General features: G+C 70.2%; 22 protein-coding genes. 17 read left to right on the forward strand and 5 right to left on the reverse strand.

Annotation, left to right across the window (positions count from 1 at the left end):
• The first annotated feature begins 15 nt into the window (after positions 1-15).
• On the forward strand, positions 16-264 hold the full coding sequence (locus tag ABXJ56_RS04185; protein WP_353998462.1) for a hypothetical protein: 249 nt from the start codon (positions 16-18) through the stop codon (positions 262-264).
• Positions 261-1475 (forward strand): NAD(P)/FAD-dependent oxidoreductase, encoded by a 1215-nt coding sequence (locus ABXJ56_RS04190; RefSeq protein ID WP_353998463.1) that lies wholly within the window; start codon positions 261-263, stop codon positions 1473-1475. Before ABXJ56_RS04185 ends, ABXJ56_RS04190 begins: the two co-directional genes overlap by 4 nt.
• Before the next feature lie 30 nt (positions 1476-1505).
• On the opposite strand, the gene ABXJ56_RS04195 is transcribed toward ABXJ56_RS04190, so the two are convergent.
• Complete coding sequence (locus tag ABXJ56_RS04195) at positions 1506-2351, reverse strand: SMP-30/gluconolactonase/LRE family protein (protein ID WP_353998464.1); 846 nt, start codon at positions 2349-2351, stop codon at positions 1506-1508.
• Positions 2352-2556: 205 nt separating this feature from the next.
• On the opposite strand from ABXJ56_RS04195, the gene ABXJ56_RS04200 reads away from it, so the two are divergent.
• From ABXJ56_RS04200 to ABXJ56_RS04210, 3 genes are read left to right on the forward strand one after another with little or no spacing between them, the layout of a single operon-like run.
• Positions 2557-3147: a molybdopterin-dependent oxidoreductase gene (locus tag ABXJ56_RS04200; protein ID WP_353998465.1), complete on the forward strand. Its 591-nt coding sequence runs from the start codon at positions 2557-2559 to the stop codon at positions 3145-3147.
• Positions 3144-3893 carry an FAD-binding oxidoreductase gene (locus ABXJ56_RS04205; RefSeq protein WP_353998466.1) on the forward strand — a complete coding sequence of 250 codons (750 nt, stop codon included), beginning with the start codon at positions 3144-3146 and terminating at the stop codon, positions 3891-3893. Before ABXJ56_RS04200 ends, ABXJ56_RS04205 begins: the two co-directional genes overlap by 4 nt.
• Entirely contained in the window at positions 3890-4147 is a 258-nt protein-coding gene (locus tag ABXJ56_RS04210) for a DUF6510 family protein (protein WP_353998467.1), read from the forward strand. The genes ABXJ56_RS04205 and ABXJ56_RS04210 overlap by 4 nt, the downstream gene beginning before the upstream one ends.
• 4 nt (positions 4148-4151) lie before the next feature.
• On the opposite strand, the gene ABXJ56_RS04215 is transcribed toward ABXJ56_RS04210, so the two are convergent.
• A complete protein-coding gene (locus tag ABXJ56_RS04215; protein WP_353998468.1) occupies positions 4152-5831 on the reverse strand; it encodes an alpha-keto acid decarboxylase family protein in 1680 nt (559 codons plus the stop codon).
• Between the two features lie 83 nt (positions 5832-5914).
• Between ABXJ56_RS04215 and ABXJ56_RS04220 the strand changes: the two genes are divergently transcribed.
• Positions 5915-6811 (forward strand): DNA-3-methyladenine glycosylase family protein, encoded by an 897-nt coding sequence (locus tag ABXJ56_RS04220; RefSeq protein ID WP_353998469.1) that lies wholly within the window; start codon positions 5915-5917, stop codon positions 6809-6811.
• Here ABXJ56_RS04220 and ABXJ56_RS04225 read toward each other — a convergent pair.
• Positions 6790-7503 carry an alpha/beta fold hydrolase gene (locus ABXJ56_RS04225; protein ID WP_353998470.1) on the reverse strand — a complete coding sequence of 238 codons (714 nt, stop codon included), beginning with the start codon at positions 7501-7503 and terminating at the stop codon, positions 6790-6792. The two genes, ABXJ56_RS04220 and ABXJ56_RS04225, sit on opposite strands and share 22 nt — an antisense overlap.
• A 121-nt stretch (positions 7504-7624) precedes the next feature.
• On the opposite strand from ABXJ56_RS04225, the gene ABXJ56_RS04230 reads away from it, so the two are divergent.
• Positions 7625-8038, forward strand: a complete 414-nt coding sequence (locus ABXJ56_RS04230) for a VOC family protein (RefSeq protein WP_353998471.1) — start codon at positions 7625-7627, stop codon at positions 8036-8038.
• A 13-nt stretch (positions 8039-8051) separates the two neighbouring features.
• Here ABXJ56_RS04230 and ABXJ56_RS04235 read toward each other — a convergent pair whose 3' ends face one another.
• Positions 8052-8762 carry a GNAT family N-acetyltransferase gene (locus ABXJ56_RS04235; RefSeq protein ID WP_353998472.1) on the reverse strand — a complete coding sequence of 237 codons (711 nt, stop codon included), beginning with the start codon at positions 8760-8762 and terminating at the stop codon, positions 8052-8054.
• 154 nt (positions 8763-8916) lie between these two features.
• Between ABXJ56_RS04235 and ABXJ56_RS04240 the strand changes: the two genes are divergently transcribed.
• The 5 genes from ABXJ56_RS04240 to ABXJ56_RS04260 are packed head-to-tail and all read left to right on the forward strand — an operon-like array spanning position 8917 to position 12171.
• On the forward strand, positions 8917-9261 hold the full coding sequence (locus tag ABXJ56_RS04240; protein WP_353998473.1) for a PadR family transcriptional regulator: 345 nt from the start codon (positions 8917-8919) through the stop codon (positions 9259-9261).
• A 1-nt stretch (position 9262) separates the two neighbouring features.
• Positions 9263-9634 carry a DUF1048 domain-containing protein gene (locus tag ABXJ56_RS04245; protein ID WP_353998474.1) on the forward strand — a complete coding sequence of 124 codons (372 nt, stop codon included), beginning with the start codon at positions 9263-9265 and terminating at the stop codon, positions 9632-9634.
• The gene (locus tag ABXJ56_RS04250; RefSeq protein WP_353998475.1) at positions 9631-10392 is read left to right on the forward strand and encodes an ABC transporter ATP-binding protein; all 762 of its coding nucleotides are present in this window, start codon (positions 9631-9633) and stop codon (positions 10390-10392) included. Before ABXJ56_RS04245 ends, ABXJ56_RS04250 begins: the two co-directional genes overlap by 4 nt.
• Positions 10389-11153 (forward strand): ABC transporter permease, encoded by a 765-nt coding sequence (locus ABXJ56_RS04255; protein ID WP_353998476.1) that lies wholly within the window; start codon positions 10389-10391, stop codon positions 11151-11153. Before ABXJ56_RS04250 ends, ABXJ56_RS04255 begins: the two co-directional genes overlap by 4 nt.
• Before the next feature lie 49 nt (positions 11154-11202).
• Positions 11203-12171 carry a squalene cyclase gene (locus tag ABXJ56_RS04260; protein ID WP_353998477.1) on the forward strand — a complete coding sequence of 323 codons (969 nt, stop codon included), beginning with the start codon at positions 11203-11205 and terminating at the stop codon, positions 12169-12171.
• Positions 12172-12175: 4 nt separating this feature from the next.
• On the opposite strand, the gene ABXJ56_RS04265 is transcribed toward ABXJ56_RS04260, so the two are convergent.
• A complete protein-coding gene (locus ABXJ56_RS04265) occupies positions 12176-12808 on the reverse strand; it encodes a TetR/AcrR family transcriptional regulator (protein WP_353998478.1) in 633 nt (210 codons plus the stop codon).
• A gap of 142 nt (positions 12809-12950) precedes the next feature.
• Between ABXJ56_RS04265 and ABXJ56_RS04270 the strand changes: the two genes are divergently transcribed.
• Genes ABXJ56_RS04270 through ABXJ56_RS04290 form a run of 5 tightly spaced genes read left to right on the forward strand, consistent with a single transcriptional unit; the run spans position 12951 to position 17122 of the window.
• Positions 12951-13325: a cupin domain-containing protein gene (locus ABXJ56_RS04270; RefSeq protein ID WP_353998479.1), complete on the forward strand. Its 375-nt coding sequence runs from the start codon at positions 12951-12953 to the stop codon at positions 13323-13325.
• A complete protein-coding gene (locus ABXJ56_RS04275; protein WP_353998480.1) occupies positions 13322-14155 on the forward strand; it encodes a fumarylacetoacetate hydrolase family protein in 834 nt (277 codons plus the stop codon). Before ABXJ56_RS04270 ends, ABXJ56_RS04275 begins: the two co-directional genes overlap by 4 nt.
• Positions 14152-15012, forward strand: coding sequence for a hypothetical protein (locus tag ABXJ56_RS04280; protein WP_353998481.1), 861 nt, complete (start codon positions 14152-14154; stop codon positions 15010-15012). The genes ABXJ56_RS04275 and ABXJ56_RS04280 overlap by 4 nt, the downstream gene beginning before the upstream one ends.
• Before the next feature lie 14 nt (positions 15013-15026).
• Positions 15027-16688 (forward strand): FAD-dependent oxidoreductase, encoded by a 1662-nt coding sequence (locus ABXJ56_RS04285; RefSeq protein WP_353998482.1) that lies wholly within the window; start codon positions 15027-15029, stop codon positions 16686-16688.
• Positions 16685-17122, forward strand: coding sequence for a cupin domain-containing protein (locus ABXJ56_RS04290; protein WP_353998483.1), 438 nt, complete (start codon positions 16685-16687; stop codon positions 17120-17122). The genes ABXJ56_RS04285 and ABXJ56_RS04290 overlap by 4 nt, the downstream gene beginning before the upstream one ends.
• Positions 17123-17162 lie beyond the last annotated feature (40 nt).

Below are 17162 nucleotides of genomic sequence, written 5' to 3' on the forward strand. Positions count from 1 at the left end.
CCCTAGCGTGTGGCCATGGATATCTCAGACGTGAAGTGGAACGAGCCGGCCCGCAAGAAGATCCTCGACGACGCCGATCGCGTCCTGCAGGAGGCCGTGCAGGCCGTGGCCGAGAAGCCGGGGCTCTCCTCGGACGACGCGTTCGCCGAGCTGAACGCGCTGCTCAAGGACCGCTTCATCGACTACGAGCCCGGTCCCGACATCCGCAAGTACGCCGACGCGATCGCCGACGGCGAGCTCTCCGCATCGGAACCCACCTCGTGAGCGACGCGGTCGCCCCCGTCGCATCGGCCCACCACCGCGTGGTGGTGATCGGCGGCGGAAACGGCGGCGTGTCCGTCGCCGCGCGGTTGCGGCGACGCGGGGTGACCGACATCGCGCTCATCGAGCCGCGCGGCGCGCACCATTACAAGCCGCTGTTCTCGCACGTCGCCGGCGGCACCGCCCGGGCGAGTGAAACGGTGCGGTCGCAGCGGTCCGTCATCCCTCCCGGAGTCCGCTGGATACGGGATGCCGTCACCGCCGTCCACCCCGAGGATCACGCCGTGACTCTGGCGTCGGGCGACCGTGTGGGGTACGACCAGCTGATCGTCGCCCCCGGCATCCAACTCGACTGGGACCGCATCCCCGGTCTCGCCGCCGCCCTCGACACCCCCGCGGTGTCATCGCATTACCGCTTCGACCTCGCGAAGAAGACGTCCCGCCTTCTGCGCGACGTCACGTCCGGCACGGTTGTCTTCGTCCAGCCCGACGGCCCCGCGTCATGCGCCGGCGCGGGTCAGAAGCCCATGTACCAGGCCTGCGACTATTGGCGTGCCCGAGGCGTCCTCGACGACATCCGGGTCGTCCTGGTCGTCCCGACGCGCACGGTGTTCCTCGCCCCCTTCGACGAGGAGCTCGAGCGCAAGATCGCCCAGTACGGCATCGAGCTACGCACGTCGACGACACTCGCCGCCGTCGACGGGGAGGCGAGGACGGTCACCCTCGACGGCCCCGGTGGTCGCGAAGAACTCGCCTTCCACGTCCTCAATGTCGAGCCTCCGCAGTCGGCGCCCGATTGGCTGAAGGCGTCGCCGCTTCCCGCGGCGGGCGACGAGGGCGGCTTCGTCGAGGTCGACGTCGAGACGCTCCGGCACCCTCGCTTCCCCGACGTGTGGGCGATCGGCGATGCAGCGGCCAGCTCGAACTCCAAGTGCGGCGGCGCCCTGCGCAAGCAGACGTGGGCGGTGGCGGAGAACCTCGCGGCGGTTCTCGCCGGCCGGTCGGCATCCGCTCGCTACGACGGGTACGGCGTCTGCCCGTTCACGGTTTCGCGCTCGAGCGTCGTGTGGGCCGAGTTCGACGATCACGGTGCGCAGAAGCCGACGATCCCGTTCTTCCGCGGGATGTACCGCGAGAGTCGCCTGTCGTGGATCGCGGACCGACACATCCTGCCCTGGGTCTACTGGAATCTGATCCTCACCGGACGCGTCTGACCCGCGCGCACGGACCTGCGCGGACGGCGGTCAGCCCGCGAATGCGTGGATCGGCGCGCCGTGCACCCCCGCCGGGACCTCGAAGACACGACCGGCGAGCGGCTCCGCGCCGTCGTCGATGCCCTGGCGCGACGTCGTGACGAAGAGCGTGTCGCCGGTGGCACCGCCGAAGGCGCACGAAGTCGGGTTGGTCACGGGTAGCGGCACGATACGGTCGAGGCGTCCGTGCGCGTCGTAGCGGTGCACCGCACCGCCACCCCACAGAGCCACCCACAACCCACCCTCGGCATCCAGTGCGGTGCCGTCCGGCGCGCCGTCCGCCTCGTCGATGCGCACGAAGACCCGGGATGCCCCGAACGCGCCGGTGTCGGGGTCGTAGTCGTAGGCGCGGATCTCGCCGGCGAGCGTGTCGGCGTGCAGCGCGGTGCGACCGGCATCCGTCCACACGAGACCGTTCGGGATCGAGACGCCCTCGAGGGCGACGTGGACGCTGAGGTCGGGGTCCAGTCGGTAGAGCCGTCCGCCGCTCTCTCGAGCGTCGTAGGCCATGGATCCGCAGAACAGACGGCCCGCGGCGTCACACGCACCCTCGTTCATCCGGACGTCGGGATCATCGAACGCGGGGATCTCGTGCTCGATACGGAGGTCGTCGGCGATCAGGGTGAACCCGCGTTCGACCGCGACGACGAAACCACCCTGCCGGCGGCGCCGGACGAGGGCGAGGACGTGGGAGACGGCCGTCCGGGTGACGGATGCCGCGCCCTCCGCGCCCGCGATCGTGATCAGGTCTCCGGCGAGCATGTCGACATGGCGGAGCGTCCCCGTCGCCCCGTCCCAGAACGCTCCCTCGCCGTGGAAGACGTCGGCGTCACCCACCCACCGTCCAGCCCGCTGTTCGGGCTCAGAGCCATCCACCGTCGACCATCCCCTCTGTGCTGCGCAGATCGTCGACCGCGCCCCGGCCGGTCCGGCCACCCTACGGGGAGGGCAGGGCTGACCAAATCCCCCTGTCGCGCGATCGGCGGCGTGACTAAGGTGTTGGCCAGCCGGGCCATGCAGGGCCCGTCGGAGGGACGTGCACATGTCGTTCATCACGCGGGGATTCGGCGGCCGGCGCAGCGAACGCGACCCGCGGCTTCCCCCGGGGCAGACTCTCGTGAGCGACTGGCCCGTGCTCTCAGCCGGACCGACACCCGACGTGACCGAGGCCGACTGGCGCTTCACCCTCCGGACGGAGTACGGCGACCGCCACTGGACGGCGGACCAGATGCGCGCGCTCGGGATGGAGGACATCACCGTCGACATCCACTGCGTCACGCACTGGACGAAGCTCGAGATGCCCTGGCGAGGGGTCTCCCTGGACCGGATCTTCGCCGATGTCGACACCGACCACGCGTTCGCGATGGCGCACTCGTACGGCGGCTACACGACGAACATCCCCCTCGACGACCTGCTCGACGGCAGGAGCTGGATCGCCTTCGAAGCCGACGGTGAACCGCTCGATCCGGAACACGGCGGACCCGCACGGCTGCTCGTGCCGCACCTGTACTTCTGGAAGAGCGCGAAGTGGATTCGCGGGCTCACTACGATGCCCCGGGACGATCCGGGTTTCTGGGAGCAGAACGGCTACCACCTGCACGGCGACCCGTGGCAGGAGGAGCGGTACTGGTGATCCGCCGCGCCACCGCGTGGCACGTCGCCACGGTCGCCGACACCCGGCGGGAGACGGCATCCGCGCGTCGCATCGAGCTCGAGGTCCCCACCTGGCCCGGCAACGAGGCGGGGGCGCACGTCGATGTCCGCCTCACCGCCCCCGACGGCTACCAGGCCACGCGTTCGTACTCACTGGCGTCTTCCGGAGAGGGCACCCGCGTGACGCTGGCCGTGGACGAAGTGCCCACGGGCGAGGTGTCCCCCTTCCTCGTGCACGACCTGCGGGTGGGGGATCGCATCGAGGTGCACGGCCCCCTCGGCGCCTTCTTCATCTGGACGCCCGCCGCCCCCGCGGCAGTGTCGCGTCCCACCCAGCTCATCGCCGGAGGCTCGGGCGTCGTGCCGCTGTTCGCGATGGCAGAGGCGCACGCGACCGCCGGCGATCCCTCTCCCCTGCGGCTGCTCGTGTCCGTCCGCACCCCGGAGGATCTCTTCTTCCGGCGCGAGCTCGCGGCGCTGACCACAGCCGACCCGCAGTTCCGACTGGATCTCGTCTACACGCGCGCCACTCCCGCCGAGTGGCCCACCCCCGCGGGGCGGCTCACGGCCGAGCGCGTGCGCGATGTCGTTGCGGACGCCTCCGCGCGGCCGCGCGTCTACGTGTGCGGACCGACGCCCTTCGTCGAGTCCGTGTCGCAGTGGCTGGTGGCCGACGGACACGCGGCAGAGGCCATCCGCACGGAGCGATTCGGAGGGTCCCGATGATCTCACTCGACGGAAGCGCGCTCGCCGGCGCCCTCGCCGATGTCTTCGGACGGGACGTCTCCGCGGCCACGTGCCGGTGCACGCAGTGCGGAGACGTCGGCACCGTCGCCTCGACGGTCGTCTACGCCACCGACATGGGCATGGTCGCCCGTTGTCGCGCCTGCTCGGCAATCCTCCTCACCCTCGTCACGGCGCCCGGCGGGCGACGCTGGTTCGGGATGCCGGGGATCGCCGCAGTCGAACTGCCGGGGTGACGGGTCAGGCGCGCCGATTCGCGCGCGCGGCGGCGGCCGCGACATCGGCGAGCACCGGGGGGACGTCCAGGGGCGGCACGACCGCCTGGATGAGCGTGAGCGTCGTCGCCTCCCGCGCGACGGCGAGCGCGTCCGCGAGACCTTCCCCCGTGTCCACACGGATGCCGTGCGCGGAGCCGATGGGGTCCATCGCTCGGAGGAGGGCGACCCAGTCCCAGGCGGCGATGTCGTTGTAGGCGGCGCCCGGTCCGTGGATCACGCGTTCCACTGTGTACCCGCCGTTGTCGACGACCACGATCACCGCGGGGATCCGATGACGCAGAAGCGTGCCGAGCTCGGCGATCGTCATCTGCGCGGCGCCGTCCCCGATGAGGAGGACCGGCCGCGCCGCGGGGCGGGCGAGAGCGGCACCGAGCAGAGCCGGGAGGGTGTAGCCGATCGCCGCCCACAGCGGTTGGCCGATGAAGGTGACCCCGGCCGGGAGCCGATGGTCCGCCATCCCGTAGAACGCGGTGCCCTGCTCGGCGAGGACGACGTCGCCGGGACGCAGGAAGCCCGCCACCTCGCGCCACAGCGTCGCCTGGTCGAGCGCACCGGGGCCGGCGGGCACCGGTGACGGGGCGACGATCGCCGGCGCCGCCCGCCGCGCGAGGTGCGCGCCGGACGTCCGCACGACGTCGGCGAGGATGCGGAGGGCATCCGCCATCGCGAGGGGCGCGAAGCGGTGTCCGTTCCAGGCGACGCCCTCGCCACCGATCTCCACCGCGCGTCGCGGATCGATCCGCTGGGTGAAGAACCCGCTGGTCAGATCGGTGAACTGCACGCCGGCGAGCACCACGAGATCGCTGTCCTCGACCGCCGCACGCACGTCCGGAGCACTCGCCGCCCCGAGGTACGACCCGACGTAGCCCGGTGCGGACTCGTCCACGACCCGTCGTCCCCACAGCAGCGTCGCGTGCGGAATCCCCTGGTCCAGCGTCTCGCGCAGGGCATCCTCCGCCGAGAGGCGGGCGACGAGGATGTCGGCGAGCACCGCGAGGGAGGCGGCATCCGTCACCGCGGTCTCGAGTGACGCGCGGAAGTCCGCCGCGATGCGCGGATCGGTGACGCCCGGATGCCGGGGCAGCGGCGCGTCGGGTCGTGTCGCCGGGGCTTCCGAGACGTCTGCGGGAAGCACGAGGTAGCCGGGGAGCCGACGATCGCGCGTCTGGACGATCACCTCGTCGATCTGCGCGGCGTACTCGTCCGCGGTGACGATCGCGTGCGCGGCGACGACCTCGGCGGTCATGCGGGCGAAGTGTCCGAAGTCGCCGTCGCCGAGCGTGTGGTGGGTCGCGCGCGCGGCCGCCTGCGTCGCGGTCGTCGGGGCGCCGGCGATGTGCAGAACGGGGACGTGCTCGGCGCGGCTTCCGGCGACCGCCGCGATGGCCGACAGCTCGCCCACTCCGAACGTCGTGCTGAGCGCGGCGAGACCGCGCAGGCGCGCATAGCCGTCCGCGGCGTAACCGGCCCCGAGCTCATTCGCGCATCCGACCCACTCCAGATCGTCGCGGCCGGTGACGTGGTCGAGGAACGCCAGGGTGAAGTCCCCCGGAACCCCGAACACGTGCGCGACACCCTCCCCCACCAATCGATCGAGCAGATAGTCGGCCACGGTGTAGGTCCGGGTGTCGTCGACGCTCACGCGCGTCATCCAAGCACGACCGGGGGCGCGCGCGATAGAGCGGATCGACCCGCGGGGACCGGCATCCGTCTACAGTTCGGCGTATGCGGGAGACATCGCTCGAGACCGGGGAGGTGGACCTTTCGCTTGCACTCGCCCCGCTGGCGATGCTCCCGGGCGACCCCACGGTCCGTCTCGCCCCGGGCCGCTTCGTGCGCTCGACCCTCACCCCGGAGGGGCCGGGGACGATCGCCGTCGCGTGGGACCCGGCCGAGCCGCGGGCGCGCGTGCGCACGACCGGCCCCGGCGAGGAGTGGCTCGCGCGACGCGCTGCAGCCCTCCTGGGGCTCGCGGACGACGCGACCGGCTTCGCTCCGGATGCCGAGCCGCTGCGATCGATCTGGTCACGCTTCCGCGGCGATCGCATCTCGGCCTCCTGCACACCGTGGCACGATCTCGCCTTCTTCATCGTCCAGCAGCGCGTGACCCGGGAGAGTGCCGCGCAGTCGTGGCGACAGCTCGTGTCCGCGCTCGGGACGCCCGTTCCGGGAAGCTCCCTGCCCGCACCACCGGAAGCGGCCGACATCGCGCGCCTCACCTACGACGCGCTCCACCGGTTCGGTCTCGAGCGACGACGAGCCGAGGTGCTCATCGCGGCGGCGAGGACGATGTCACGACTGCCCACCGACGCCCTCGCGGATCACGCCCGGGTCGACAGGGCGCTCGGGGCGGTGCGCGGGATCGGCCCGTGGACGCTCAGCTGCCTCGCCACCGCCACGTGGGGCGACGCCGACACCGTGATCACCGGGGATTCCGGCATCCCCTCGATGGTGTCGTGGATGCTGGCACGCGAGCCGCGCGGCGACGACGCCCGCATGCTGGCGTTGCTGGAGCCGTACCGGCCGCACCGCTACCGCGTGATCCGCCTGGCGTTCGCAAGCGGGTCCCGACCGCCGCGGCAGGCGCCCCGCGTCCCCGATCAGCCCATCCGCGACCGCTGAACGCCGCGGCGGAGGAGGCCGACCAGGCGGTCCGCCTCCACGAAGGGCGACATGTGCGCCCACCGGGGGTGCACGGTGAGGACGGCCCCGGGCACGCGACGCTCGAGCGCACGCATCGCCTCGGGGGTCGAGACGCCGTCGGAGCCCGCCGCGTGCAGCACGACCGGCATCGTCAGCCGACCGACCTCCGCCGACCGGTCGAAGGTCGCGATCGCCGCGAGCGCGTTCGCCCACGATGTCGGGTCCGCCACGGCAGCGGCGAGCGCAGCGCGAGCCCGCCGGACAGCCGCTCCGTTCTCCACCAGCTCGGCGGGGGTGAACCATCGCGCGAGGGATGCCGACGGGTCGGGCACCCGCCCCGCCCGGACCTCGTCGGAGAGCGGCGCGAACGCGGGGAACGGGGTGTCGCGGCTGCAGAGGATCGTCAGCGTGCGCACCCTCTCCGGTACGGCGAGGGCGACCTCCAGCGCGATCTGCCCTCCGAACGAGTGCCCCACCAGGTGGCACCCCTCCTCCGGGAGCGACGCGGCGACGTCTTCGGCGAGCACGTGCACCGCATCCGCCTCCGGAACGACCGAGGTGTCGGGGGTTCGCACGGCACCGGGGAGGGCCGACGCCACGTCGTGCCAGATCGCCGCGGTCAGCGGGGTTCCGTGCAGAAGCACCCACACGGGATCGGCGGTCTCGGTCATCGGGACAGTCAACCGCATCGGCCCCGGCCTGGCGAGGGGTGGACGCGGCGCCCCGGCAGGAGGATGCTGATCGGCGACGGGTCTTGGCCCCGAAGGACCCGAAGGACCCGAAGGAGGAGTCATGTTCACCACGGACCGCGCGTTCACCGGGTTCTCCGTCGACGACATCGATGCCGCGCGCCGCTTCTACGGCGAGGTGCTCGGCCTCGACGTCTCGGACAACATCATGGGCTTTCTCGAGCTCCATCTCGACTCAGGGGCCGACATCCTGGTCTACGCCAAACCGAACCATGAGCCGGCGAGCTACACGATCTTGAATTTCCCGGTCCGCGACATCGACGCCGCCGTCGACGACCTGAACGCGCGCGGTGTCGTCACGAAGATCTACAGCGACGACGAGTTCCCCTCGGACAGCCGGGGGATCGTGCGGGCCACGGACCGCGGACCCGACATCGCGTGGTTCCGCGACCCGGCCGGCAACGTCCTCGCCGTCTACGAGGACGACGAGCTCGAGGACGACGAACCCGGGTCCTGAGAGCGGCGGGCCCTCACGCGGTGGGCGTCCGGACCGCGGAGAACGTGGTGTGTCGCCGGAGGGCGAACCCGAGCCGCTCGTACACGGCAATCGCGCCCGTGTTCGACGCCGCCGCGTGCAGGAGCGCACGGTCGCCGCGCTCCTGGATGTGGAACGCGACATCGAGCACGAGACGCGAGGCGAGCCCCTGCCCGCGATGCTCGGGATCCGTCGCGACGGCGCTGATCTCGGTCCACCCCTCGGGATGCAGGCGCTCCCCCGCCATCGCGATCAGCTTCCCCTCCCGACGGATGCCGATATAGCGGCCGAGCTCGTGCGTGCGCGGGCGGAAGGGTCCGGGCTGGTTGCGCTCGACGAGGGCGAGCATCTCGGGGACGTCGGGGACGCCGAGTTCGACCGCCTCGTCGAAGGGTCGCGTCGCGAGGGCCTCCGTCTCCACCATCTGGACGCCGGTACCCTGCCCGAGGACCTCCCAGCCCGGGGGCGGCGGGTCATCGGTGCCGGAGAGGCCGACCTCCGCATCCGGACCGACGAGGTCGGCGAGCGCGTCCCAGACCCACGAGACCTCCCACGTGCGCACGGCGACGAAAGGCGCCACCTCGGCCGGGTAGCGACGGACCAGATCCCCGCCGATCGCGAATGAGGCGTGCGGTCCGGTCAGCGCGTGCCAGCTCGGGTTGTCGAGGAGGTCGACATCCCGGTGCGTCAGGGAGATGGTGCTCATACGTGGTCCTTCGCGGGTCGTGGTCCCGCCAGGACAACCCGAGGATGACGCGCGGTGTTCCCGACATCGCCGACTCAGTACTCAGTCTTGCCAAGTACCGGTACCTAGTGATACCGTCTAGCGGTAGTCAGCAACACAGAGTAGAGGCGGTCTCGTGGCCAATCAGATGACGGAGATGCTCAAGGGCACGCTTGAGGGCATCGTGCTGTCGATCCTCGCCGAACGACCCGCGTACGGGTACGAGATCACCGCGCGCCTGCGCGAGGAGGGGTTCGTCGACCTCGTCGAGGGGACGGTCTACGCCCTCCTCGTGCGGATCGAGCAGCGCGGCTTCGTCGACGTCGCGAAGGTCCCCTCCGAGAAGGGGCCGCCTCGCAAGGTGTACTCGCTCAACAACCGGGGCGAAGCGCAGCGCGAAGAGTTCTGGCGCACGTGGACCTTCCTTGCCGCGCGGATCGACCGGCTCCGCACCCCACACTCGGATCGTAGAGAGGACTGACATGGCCATGAGATTGATCGAACTGATCACCGGCTCGCTCGAAGACAAGAAGGCGTATCGCCGATACCGAGCACGCATCGACGTCCTCCCCGAGCCCTATCGGACGGCGGCACGGTCTTTCGAGCGCTACTTCATGCACAACGGCGGCATCACCGACGGCGACCCGCGCGTCATGATGACGATGCTCACCGACTTCGCCGACCTGTGGGAGCGCGCCGCCGCCGACGGCACGGGAGTCGCCGAGATCGTGGGCGAGGATCCGGTGGAGTTCGCCGATGCCTTCGCCGCCGCCTACACCGGCAAGCGCTGGATGGACCGGGAGCGGGCGCGCCTGACCGAGTCCATCCGACGGATCGCGGAGGAGGAGCGATGACCACGGACACGGCGATCCGCGTGCGGGGGCTGGAGAAGTCATTCGCCTCGGACCAGGTGCTGCGCGGAGTCGATTTGGACGTCGAGCGCGGGACCATCGTCGCCCTTCTCGGCTCGAACGGCGCCGGCAAGACCACCGCCATCCGCATCCTCTCCACACTTCTCGGTGCGGATGCCGGTCAGGCGCAGGTCGACGGGTTCGACGTCTTCACGCAGGGCCAGCAGGTCCGCGAGGCGATCAGCCTGACGGGGCAGTTCACCGCTGTCGACGACGTCCTGACCGGCCGGGAGAACCTGATCCTCATGGCCCGGCTCCGCCACCGGAAGCAGCCGGCCACCGTGGCGGACGCACTTCTGGAGCGCTTCTCACTCACGGATGCCGCGCATCGCCGCGCCGGGACCTACTCGGGCGGCATGCGCCGACGCCTGGACATCGCGATGAGCCTCGTCGGCGAACCGAGTGTCGTCTTCCTCGACGAGCCGACGACGGGTCTGGATCCGCAGGCCCGCATCGAGGTGTGGGATGCCGTGCGCGAGCTGGCCGCCGGCGGCACCACGATCCTCCTCACCACCCAGTACCTGGACGAGGCCGAGCACCTCGCCGACCGCATCGCGATCCTCCACGAGGGTCGGATCATCGTCGACGGGACCCTTGCGGAGCTGGCCGCCCTCCTCCCGCCGGCCCGAGTCGAATACGTCGAGAAGAAGCCCACCCTCGAGGAGATCTTCCTCGCCATCGTGAAGGATGCCTCCTCATGACCACGCACGTCGCCGCCGACACCGCAGCCCTGACCGGGCGCTCACTCCGGCACATCCTGCGCAGTCCCGACACCATCATCACCACCGCGGTGACGCCGGTGGCCATCATGGCGCTGTTCGTGTTCGTCTTCGGCGGGGCCATCGACACCGGCACCTCCTCGTACATCGACTACATGCTTCCCGGCATCCTGCTGATCACGATCGCCTCGGGTATCGCCTACACCGCGTACCGACTCTTCCTCGATATGCAGGGCGGGATCTTCGAGCGCTTCCAGTCGATGCCGATCGCACGTTCGAGCGCGCTGTGGGCGCATGTGCTCACCTCGCTCGTCGCGAATCTCGCCTCCCTCGCGGTGGTCGTCGGCGTAGCGCTGATCCTCGGGTTCCGCACCGGCGCCGGGGTCGGCGCGTGGCTCGCCGTCGCCGGCATCTTGATCCTGTTCACGCTGGCTCTCACGTGGCTCGCCGTCATCGCCGGACTCTCCGCGTCCTCCGTCGAGGGTGCGAGCGCGTTCTCGTATCCGCTGATCTTCCTCCCGTTCATCAGCTCGGCCTTCGCGCCGACCGACTCGATGCCGGCCCCGGTCGCCTGGTTCGCCGAGAACCAGCCGGTCACCCCGATCGTCGAGACCATCCGCGCGCTGTTCGCGGGCGAACCCGCGGGCGACATGCTCTGGATCGCACTGGCGTGGTGCGTCGGCCTCCTCGTCGTCGCGTACGCGGCAGCGATCGCCGTCTACAGCCGCAAGATCCGCCGCTGACGCGCGCAGGGGATCGCGCGCGTCCGGGGAGGTGGCTACCCTTCGGCACATGAGCGTCGATGCCGCCACACTCGCGTGGCTTCTGGATTCCGACCCCGCCCTCCGCTGGCAGGTCGAGCGAGACCTCGCTCACGCACCCGACGAGGTGTGGCGGACGACGCGCGAACGTGTGGCGACCGAGGGATTCGGCGCGCGACTCCGGGAGAAGCAGGATGCCGACGGTCAGTGGGCGGGCGGCGCGTACTTCCCCGCGGGATACTTCGGCAGCGCGGAGGCGACGCAGCCCGGCCAGCCGTGGATCGCGACGACCTGGTCGCTGAAGGACCTCCGCGAGTGGGGACTGGATGCGGCACTGCTCGCGGGAACAGCGGAGAAGCTCGACGCCAACTCCCGGTGGGAGTACGACGATCTCCCCTACTGGGGTGGGGAGGTCGACGTGTGCATCAACTCCTACACGCTCGCCACGGGCGCCTGGCTCGGCGCGGACGTCTCGACGCTCGCCGCGTGGTTCCCCGCGCACCGACTGGCGGACGGCGGATGGAACTGCGAGGCGGAGGAGGGCGACTCGGTGCGCTCGTCGTTCCACTCGACCCTCAACGCGGTGCGCGGACTCCTCGCCTACGAGCAGCTGACGGGCGACACCCGCGTGCGCGACGCCCGCCACGGCGGTGAGGAGTACCTGCTGTCACGCCGGCTGATGTTCCGCGCGAGCACCGGGGAGCCGGTCGGCGACTTCGTCTTCCGCTTCGTCTCCCCGAGTCGACACCGCTACAGCGCCCTTGCCGCCCTCGACCACTTCCGTGACGTCTCGCTCTGGGAGCACACCGCGCCCGACCCGCGTCTCGCCGAGGCTGTCGAGATCGTCCGCGCCGCGCGCACCCCCGAGGGCAGGTGGCTACAGACCACTCCCCTCGCCGGGCGCACCTGGTTCGACATCGACGTCCCCGAGGGCGAGGCTTCGCGCTGGCTCACACTGCAGGGCGCGCGCGTGCTCGAGTGGTGGGATTCGGCGCACTGACGCCTCACTCCTCCGGGGAGGCGTCCGCCAACCGCAAGGCCATGTCACCGTAGGCCGCCTGGAGCTGACCGAGCGTGAGCGATCCGCCGGAGCGATACCAGGACGCCACGGCGGAGGCCATCGCCAAGATCGCGCGCGTGGCGAGCACGGGGTTCTCGACCGCGAACACGCCGGCAGCGATTCCGTGGTCCATCACCGCCCGAAACTCCGCCTCCTCCTCGTCGCGGAGCGTCACGATGAGACTTCGCCCGGGTTCCTCCAGGCTGCGCAGCTCCGAACCGCCGACGAACGCCTCGGCCTGATGACCGGTGTGGTACTCCACGATCGCACCGACCATGTGCCGAAGCTGGCGCCGCGGGTCGCCGTCGTGGCGTTCGCGCTGCGCACGCACTGCTTCGAGATTGTCCCGCATGGCACGGCTCATGATGTTGACGAGCATGTCCTGCTTGGAATCGAAGTGGTGGTACACCGCCGCCACGGTGACATTCGCCCCCGCGGCGATGTCGCGGACCGTGGCCGCACCGTAGCCGACTCGGTAGAAGGCATCCAGCGCAGCCGCGATGATCGGCGCAGGCCCGGGCCGCGCGACCCTCTTCCGACGAGGGGGGTCGACGTCGTGCTCCGGCGCGTGACTCATCCGCACACCTTTCCGTTGTGAGCGATCGCTCGATGATACACACGAGCCCCTATTGCTAAGCGAGCGTTCAATTAGTTATTGTGATCTCCATCATCCGACTCGGATGGGAAGACAGACGAAGGCGTCGTCGAGGAGACACATGATGAGCAGCGTGGATGCCCGTTCCGGTGAGGAGCTGGTCCACAGAGTTCTTGCCGGGCGCGAGCGGGCGGCGCTGGTGGATTCGCCGGCGTGCTTCGTGGGCATCAAAGCGTTCGCGCCGGGTGAGGTGTTCGAGAACCACCTACATGAGCACTACGACGAGTTCCTCGCCGTTCTGACCGGCGAGGTCGTCGTGTGGCAGGGGCGGGCGTCCCGCACCGCCCTGGCGGCCGGCACCTCGATCCTCTGCCCCCGCGGAGCACACCACCGGGTGTCGAACGAGCGCGATGAGCCGGCATCCGTGCTGTATGTCAAGACGCCGTACGTCGCCGATGACACCCAGTGGGTCGAGTGGACTCCGGAGGCGGATCGATGACCCGCTTCGGAACGATGTCGCTCGGCAACGCGACGCGCGCCTTCCGTGTGGAAGGCGACCACATCGCGCTCCTGGACGCCGGCGATGTCGGCGAGCTCCTGCGATCGGGGCTCCCGCTCGACGAGCCCGGCACACCCGCCCCGATGCCCGCGCCGCAGGACCTCCGCCCACCGGTGACGCGCCCCTCGAAGGTCGTGTGCGTCGGACTGAACTACCGCGACCACGCGCGCGAGGTCGGTAAGCCCGTCCCCGAGTACCCCACACTGTTCGCGAAGTACCCGAGCGCTTTCGTCGGAGCCGCTGAGCCGATCCACCTCCCCGCGCTCTCCGTGTCCGACCGCGTGGATTGGGAGGCCGAGCTCGTCGTCGTCGTCGGCACCCGGGTGTTCCAGGCGGATGCCGACGAGGCCGCGGCCGCGATCTTCGGATACACCGCGATGAACGACGTCTCCATGCGCGACTGGCAGCGCCGGACTGAGGAGTGGCTCCAGGGGAAGAACTTCGAGCGCTCCACCCCGATCGGACCGGTCGTCGTCAGCGCGGATGAGCTGGACCTCGATGCCGGGCTGCGCGTGGAGACCCTCCTCGGCGACCGCGTCGTCCAATCGGGGTCGACCGACGACCTCGTGTTCCGCCCCGTGGACATCGTCCGCTACATCACGCAGTTCATGTCGCTCGAACCGGGAGATCTCATCGCCACCGGCACACCGGCGGGCGTCGGCGTGTCGCGCACCCCGTCGGAATTCCTCGACGACGGCGACCTTCTCATCACCCGCATCACGGGAATCGGCGAATTGCGCAACCCCTGCCTCCGGGAGGCCTCCTCATGACCGGCACCACCGCCCCCGAGAACCGGTTCTTCCCGCTCGAGCACGGAGACCGCCGCGTGGTCGTCCTCGACTCGGCGACGCACGCACGGCGGCACGCCGCGACATCCGACGCCCCCGCGCGCACCGAGATCGTCGTCAACGCGTCGTACGCGGGCGTGTATTGCGCTCGACTCCTCGAGGAGCTGCAGCCGCGTGCCACGATCGGACTCGACTGCGCGATCGGCAAAGACGGCGCGGGTGTCGCCGGCCTGTGGTTCTTCGAGGCGCTCGGAATCCCCGCCGCAGCGGTCCGGATCGAGGACGTGGAGCACGGCAACGGCGCCGACCTCTGGGAGAACGGCATCATCTCCCGCGCAAACGGATTTGCGCTCGCCGCCGGTGTCCGGCCCGGAATGAGCGCCGCCGAGGCGGCAGCGGTCCTTCTCGCGGCGCCCGATGACATCGTGCTGGATTCGACCGAGCGTGAGATCGTCTACCGCGGCGAAAACGGCCACGATGTGGTCTGCACGAACTCCATCGCGGACGCGCTCCCCGAGGACCGAGATCGCAACGTCCTGTGCACCGCGGGTCACACCGGCCGGAGCGTCGTGGACTACATCGTGGGCTTCCGGCCGTGGGGGTTCATCTGCTCCGACGGCGGAATGGGCAAGGACGCCTCGGGTATCGCCGCGCTTGCGCCCGCGGATGCCGCGGGCATCCCCGGTGCGGCGGTATCGGCCTCGACCGCCCGCATGGGCGACGGTCACAGCACGTACTTCGACGGGGTCATCAGTGCGTGCAACGAACTCGCGTACGCCGCCGGCGTGCGCGTCGGACAGTCGGCCGTCGACGCAGCTCGACTGCTGGCCACGCGGTGAACAAGGAGGAGATGATGACAGCTCGCTACTGGAACCTGCCCGATGGTGCGGATCCCACCGCGTTCGACGTCGCCGTCGTCGGCTCGGGCGCGGCCGGCCTGCTCGGCGCGCTGGTGGCCGCGCGCGCGGGCCGCCGGGTCATCGTGGTGGAGAAGGCCGATCTGTTCGGCGGAACATCGGCGATCTCCGGCGGAACACTCTGGGTGGCCAACAACCCCTACATGCGCGCCCGCGGCCTCGAGGACAGCCCGGAGGCCGCCCTGCGCTACCTCTCGGAAATCACGCGGGGGCACACGGCGCAGAGCGTGCTCCGCGCCGTGATCGAAGAGGGTCCGACCATGCTGGACTGGGTCGCGGAGAACGCCGGCCTGACCTTCACCTCCGTCGACGACTACCCGGATTACCGCCCGGACGTGGACGGTTCGGTCCCCGGCGGGCGCTCCCTCGATCCCTCGTTCTTCGACAGCACGACCCTCGGCCCGTTGCGCGACGCGCTGCGACCGGACCGGCGGATGCCGTTCACGATGCAGGAGTACGAGCAGTGGGTCGCCTTCACCCGGTTCCCCTGGAATCTCCTCCAGGAGCGCTTCGACGCCGGTCTCGTCTCACGCGGCAACGCGGTCGTGGCCCCTCTCCTCAAGGCCGCCGCCGACGCCGGGGTGGTGCTCGTCTCCGGCGCTGGCGCGGAACGTCTCGTGACCACCGAAGGGCGGGTCACCGGGGTCGTCGCGGAAGGGATCACCGTCACGGCGACGACGGGGGTCCTCCTCGCCTGCGGCGGGTTCGAGTGGAACGACGAGATGACCTCGCAGTTCCTCGCCGGCCCGCTCATGGCCAAATGCTCGCCGCCGTACAACACCGGAGACGGCATCCGGATGGCGCAACGGCTCGGCGCGAAGCTCGGCAACATGCGCGAGGCGTTCTGGGCGCCGATGTCCGTCATCCCTGGCGACCTGTCGGAGGGGCGTCAGCTCGGCACCCTGCTCCGCTTCGAGCGGCAGGGTCCGGGGTCGATCATCGTCGACAAGCACGGTCGGCGCTTCGTCAACGAATCGCAGAACTACAACGACATGACCCGCGCCTTCCACGCGGTGGATCCGGTCCACCACGACTTCGCGCATATGCCCGCGCACATCATCGTGGATGACGAGTACATGAGCCAGTACGGCTACCTCACCTATCGCTCCGGCGACGACGTACCCGAGTGGATGATGCGCGACGACACCGTCGAAGGACTGGCCGCACAGATCGGACTGCCTGCCGGGGCCCTGACCGCGACCGTCGAGCGGTTCAACGCGTTCGCCCGCGCGGGTGTCGATGAGGACTTCGATCGGGGCGGCAACGACTACGACCAGTACTGGGGCGACGGTGACCGGGGATACCCCAACCGTTCGCTCGCCCCTCTCACGCGAGGCCCGTACTACGCCGTTCGCGTCGTCCCCGGCGCATTCGGCACGAACGGCGGCATCGTCACGGATGAGACCGCCGCGGCCCTCGACGTGGACGGGGTGCCGATCCCCGGTCTGTACGCGGCGGGCAACACCACAGCCCATCCCTCAGGAGCCGGATACCCGGGGGCCGGCGGAACGCTCGGACCCGGGCTGACGATGGCGTTCATCGCGGGCCGCGAGCTCGCGGGATCCCACCACAAGACGAAGGAGGCAACCCGATCATGACCGCAGAGCTGCGCTGGGACGAACGTCCCCAAGTCACCAAGTCGGGAGAGGAGGACACCCACACCATGCAGTCGGGCGGTGCGATCCGCGTGAGCGGGGTCGGGCCCCAGCACACCCCCGCGACCCGCATCTGGTTCGGGCAGGTGTCGAACACCCCCGGCTACCGTTCCCTCCCGCACCATCACGGCGAGGCCGAGACCGGCGGCTACGTCCTCCGGGGCAAAGCCCGCATCTATTTCGGCGACGGATTCCGTGACTTCCTCGACATGTCCCAGGGAGACTGGGTGTGGGTCCCGCCCTACATGCCGCACGTCGAAGCCAACATGTCGACGACGGAGGACCTCGTCTGGCTTACCACCCGAACGCCGGACAACATCGTTGTGAATCTCGAGGACGTCGACGACGACACCCTCGAGGGCTATCGACGCGCGTAACGCACTCATTCACTCACCCACGCAGACTGTCAAAGGAGAC

Source organism: Microbacterium aurantiacum, from assembly GCF_040532595.1.
Taxonomy (GTDB): Bacteria; Actinomycetota; Actinomycetes; order Actinomycetales; family Microbacteriaceae; genus Microbacterium; species Microbacterium chocolatum_B.

What these genes read in the sequence shown, in the direction of transcription:
- ABXJ56_RS04270 (WP_353998479.1), top strand. Translation starts at nt 12,951, where the DNA reads ATGAGCAGCGTGGATGCCCGTTCCGGTGAGGAGCTGGTCCACAGAGTT.
- ABXJ56_RS04265 (WP_353998478.1), bottom strand. Translation starts at nt 12,808, where the DNA reads ATGAGTCACGCGCCGGAGCACGACGTCGACCCCCCTCGTCGGAAGAGG.
- ABXJ56_RS04185 (WP_353998462.1), top strand. Translation starts at nt 16, where the DNA reads ATGGATATCTCAGACGTGAAGTGGAACGAGCCGGCCCGCAAGAAGATC.
- ABXJ56_RS04200 (WP_353998465.1), top strand. Translation starts at nt 2,557, where the DNA reads ATGTCGTTCATCACGCGGGGATTCGGCGGCCGGCGCAGCGAACGCGAC.
- ABXJ56_RS04280 (WP_353998481.1), top strand. Translation starts at nt 14,152, where the DNA reads ATGACCGGCACCACCGCCCCCGAGAACCGGTTCTTCCCGCTCGAGCAC.
- ABXJ56_RS04220 (WP_353998469.1), top strand. Translation starts at nt 5,915, where the DNA reads ATGCGGGAGACATCGCTCGAGACCGGGGAGGTGGACCTTTCGCTTGCA.
- ABXJ56_RS04275 (WP_353998480.1), top strand. Translation starts at nt 13,322, where the DNA reads ATGACCCGCTTCGGAACGATGTCGCTCGGCAACGCGACGCGCGCCTTC.
- ABXJ56_RS04210 (WP_353998467.1), top strand. Translation starts at nt 3,890, where the DNA reads ATGATCTCACTCGACGGAAGCGCGCTCGCCGGCGCCCTCGCCGATGTC.
- ABXJ56_RS04285 (WP_353998482.1), top strand. Translation starts at nt 15,027, where the DNA reads ATGACAGCTCGCTACTGGAACCTGCCCGATGGTGCGGATCCCACCGCG.
- ABXJ56_RS04255 (WP_353998476.1), top strand. Translation starts at nt 10,389, where the DNA reads ATGACCACGCACGTCGCCGCCGACACCGCAGCCCTGACCGGGCGCTCA.
- ABXJ56_RS04290 (WP_353998483.1), top strand. Translation starts at nt 16,685, where the DNA reads ATGACCGCAGAGCTGCGCTGGGACGAACGTCCCCAAGTCACCAAGTCG.
- ABXJ56_RS04245 (WP_353998474.1), top strand. Translation starts at nt 9,263, where the DNA reads ATGGCCATGAGATTGATCGAACTGATCACCGGCTCGCTCGAAGACAAG.
- ABXJ56_RS04250 (WP_353998475.1), top strand. Translation starts at nt 9,631, where the DNA reads ATGACCACGGACACGGCGATCCGCGTGCGGGGGCTGGAGAAGTCATTC.
- ABXJ56_RS04260 (WP_353998477.1), top strand. Translation starts at nt 11,203, where the DNA reads ATGAGCGTCGATGCCGCCACACTCGCGTGGCTTCTGGATTCCGACCCC.
- ABXJ56_RS04235 (WP_353998472.1), bottom strand. Translation starts at nt 8,762, where the DNA reads ATGAGCACCATCTCCCTGACGCACCGGGATGTCGACCTCCTCGACAAC.
- ABXJ56_RS04225 (WP_353998470.1), bottom strand. Translation starts at nt 7,503, where the DNA reads ATGACCGAGACCGCCGATCCCGTGTGGGTGCTTCTGCACGGAACCCCG.
- ABXJ56_RS04230 (WP_353998471.1), top strand. Translation starts at nt 7,625, where the DNA reads ATGTTCACCACGGACCGCGCGTTCACCGGGTTCTCCGTCGACGACATC.